The 2,878-nt window shown below is 48.7% G+C and carries 3 protein-coding genes; all 3 read left to right on the top strand.

Going from position 1 to position 2,878, the window contains the following annotated elements:
- The first annotated feature begins 1,061 nt into the window (after positions 1-1,061).
- From queD to queC, 3 genes are read left to right on the top strand one after another with little or no spacing between them, the layout of a single operon-like run.
- Positions 1,062-1,442, top strand: coding sequence for a 6-carboxytetrahydropterin synthase QueD (gene queD, locus JW883_11400; protein ID MBN1842871.1), 381 nt, complete (start codon positions 1,062-1,064; stop codon positions 1,440-1,442).
- Between the two features lie 2 nt (positions 1,443-1,444).
- Positions 1,445-2,092 carry a radical SAM protein gene (locus JW883_11395; GenBank protein MBN1842870.1) on the top strand — a complete coding sequence of 216 codons (648 nt, stop codon included), beginning with the start codon at positions 1,445-1,447 and terminating at the stop codon, positions 2,090-2,092.
- 14 nt (positions 2,093-2,106) lie between these two features.
- Entirely contained in the window at positions 2,107-2,844 is a 738-nt protein-coding gene (gene queC / locus JW883_11390; GenBank protein ID MBN1842869.1) for a 7-cyano-7-deazaguanine synthase QueC, read from the top strand.
- Positions 2,845-2,878: the final 34 nt, after the last annotated feature.

Here is a 2,878-nt window from a genome sequence, read left to right as displayed (position 1 = left end):
CCGATTCGCCTGGGCTGAACAGCTCTTCTTGCATATCGTGTTCGGGATTGGATTGTGGTTCTCCGTCACCTTCATCTAAAAACTGCTTTTGCGGGCAGATCGGGGACGCCCATTGGATTAAAGATTACTGCTCTATAAGCATACGGGTTGGCAAGATATCGGGGAATTAGGGGACCCAGTTGACTATGGTGAATAACTTTGATGCGAAGATTGAAAGTGTCCATGGGAGGTGAACTTGGAAAATACGGCGATGCCAAGCGCAAGCTGCGGATTCTCAAAACTGGCCAAAGAGGGCAAGGCGGTCGCAAAGAACTATGCATGTTCTGCACGAACGTCCCCTAAATCAATATGCATGACGATCACAGTTCATGCTCCGCCGACGGACTGAGTTTTTTGTCTGATTCTTCCTCTCAAAGAATCGGACAAATATTTTCTCTGAGCCTCTGCGTGCTCGAGCGACCGGCCCTGAGCTTGTCGAAGGGGAGCGGGCGAGAGGAAAAAAGTGTCTCTCACAGAGCAACCCACTAGTGGATGAACCTATGGGCGGTAGATTCGGGAAATACGGCGATACAAAGCGCAAGGCCCTGATTCGCAAGAATCGTCTTAGGTCCCCTGTTGGCCGGCAACCGAGAAAGCAAACTCTTCCGAAAGGGTTCCGAAAAAGCCGAGCGCTGCGAGAGCTTCACAGAAGAAGCAGTTGAAGAGAGCAATAGGGGTGGGTAGGATACGGCCCTCTTGGCACAAGAGTCAAACGTAGACTCGGCCCCTTTTTATATCTGGTAGGCAGGCTGAGGTTTTGGAGCCTGCGCATCTCAGTGGAGCGGTTGCGGAAGAGCTTGCAGTCGCGGCGGAGAGATATGGAGGGTTGAAGCAGAGTTGGATTTGGGAAGGATAAGCACTGAACATGACATGGTGCCGGCACAGTGAATGTGGTATGATCACCGGGTCCTTAGAGATGATAGGACGTTTGCTATTCACCACGTTTGGCCGGTCATAACTTATGAAAGTTACAGAAAAACATATCTAGTCACTTTCAAACTGAAAGTCCACAGGGAGGACATATGCCCGGAGTCTTCGAAGTCTATGTAAAAACCCATTTTTCTGCCGCCCACTCTCTGAAAGGTTACCAGGGCGATTGTTCTCGGGTACATGGGCACAACTGGATCATCGAAGTTTATGTGAAGTGCAGTGAGTTAGATGGGATCGGAATCGGCATCGATTTCAGGGAGATAAAGCGGGGAGTCACGGATGTCCTCGAAAGTCTTGACCATTTCAATCTTAACGATTTGCCGGCATTTAAAGAAGTGAATCCCACATCCGAGAATATTGCAAAGTTCCTGTATCATGAGTTGGGGGGGAAGTTGAATACTGACTCCGTGAAAGTGTCTAAGGTCAAAGTGTGTGAAACCCCTGGGGCCGGCGCTTTCTATTGGGAGGAGTAGGTGTGACTCTGAAGGTTAACGAGATTTTCCATAGCATTCAGGGTGAATCCACCTATGCTGGCCGTCGTTGTGTTTTTGTGAGGCTGACCGGATGTAATCTTAGATGCTCCTACTGTGACACGCAGTATGCCTACGATGAGGGCGAAGAACTGGATATCGACGACATTTTAGACCGAATCACATCTTACCAATGTTCCCTAGTTGAAATCACAGGTGGCGAACCTTTAATTCAGCCAGAGACACCAGTTCTGGTCAATCGTCTGCTAGCCGACGGATACCGTGTCTTGATGGAAACAAATGGTAGTCAAGACATCAGCAGGGTCGATGCCCGTTGCGTGAAAATTGTAGACATCAAGTGTCCTTCAAGTGGGGAATCCGGGCAGAATGACCTGGAAAATCTGAACAGGTTGACCGACCATGATGAGGTCAAATTTGTCATCACAGATCGTAAGGACTATGAATTTGCGAAGAAGATCCTGGAAAGTCGGCCTTCCGGCTTTTGCAGAGACCATCCGGTTCACCTTTCCCCTGTTTTTGGCAAGATTGAGCCAAAGACAGTGGCAGAGTGGATCTTGAAAGATCGGTTGGACGTGAGGCTGCACCTTCAAATCCACAAGTTCATCTGGCCCACCCATCAGAGGGGGGTCTGAGGCGTTATTGGTCAATGAGTGATAAGAAGAAAGCCATAGTCCTTTCTAGCGGAGGGCTTGACTCAACCACCGCAATGGCCATCGCAAAGCACGAGGGTTACGAGGTCTATAATCTGAGTTTTCGTTATGGACAACGTCATGCAGCAGAGTTGCAGGCTGCCGAGAGAGTCTCAGATAAACTAGGATCGAAACAACGCTTGGTCGTTGATGTTGATCTGGGTAAACTTGGTGGTTCAGCCCTGACAGATGACATTGACGTGCCAAAAGCCAGAAGTGAAAAGGAGATGTCGAAGAAAATTCCGGTAACTTATGTTCCTGCGCGAAATACCATATTTTTATCATATGCCTTGGCATGGGCGGAGGTGCTTGGGGCATCGGATATTTTCATAGGAGTAAACGCTATCGATTACAGTGGATATCCGGATTGCCGCCCTGAGTACATTGAAGCCTTTGAGCGTATGGCCAACCTGGCGACCAAGGCAGGTGTGGAAGGAAGAACCAAGATAAGGATTAGAGCGCCTCTCATCCGTATGACCAAGGCCCAGATTATTCAGAAAGGCACGGAACTCGGTATTGATTATGGCATGACCCACAGTTGCTACGACCCATCACCAGATGGAAAAGCCTGTGGTCAGTGTGACAGCTGCCTTCTTAGAATGAAAGGGTTTCAAGAAGCTGGAGTTTCTGATCCGACAATTTATATTGAACATATTGAACAGCAATTGAACAGTGAACGGAAGTGTGATCGATGATCGATATACAGAATCCTGGCATTGGGGCATTGGG

It is taken from the genome of Deltaproteobacteria bacterium, assembly GCA_016930875.1.
Classification (GTDB): Bacteria; Desulfobacterota; Desulfobacteria; order Desulfobacterales.
The sequence above is the reverse complement of the archived record's forward strand: the minus strand, read 5'-3'. Positions and strand labels throughout refer to the sequence as shown.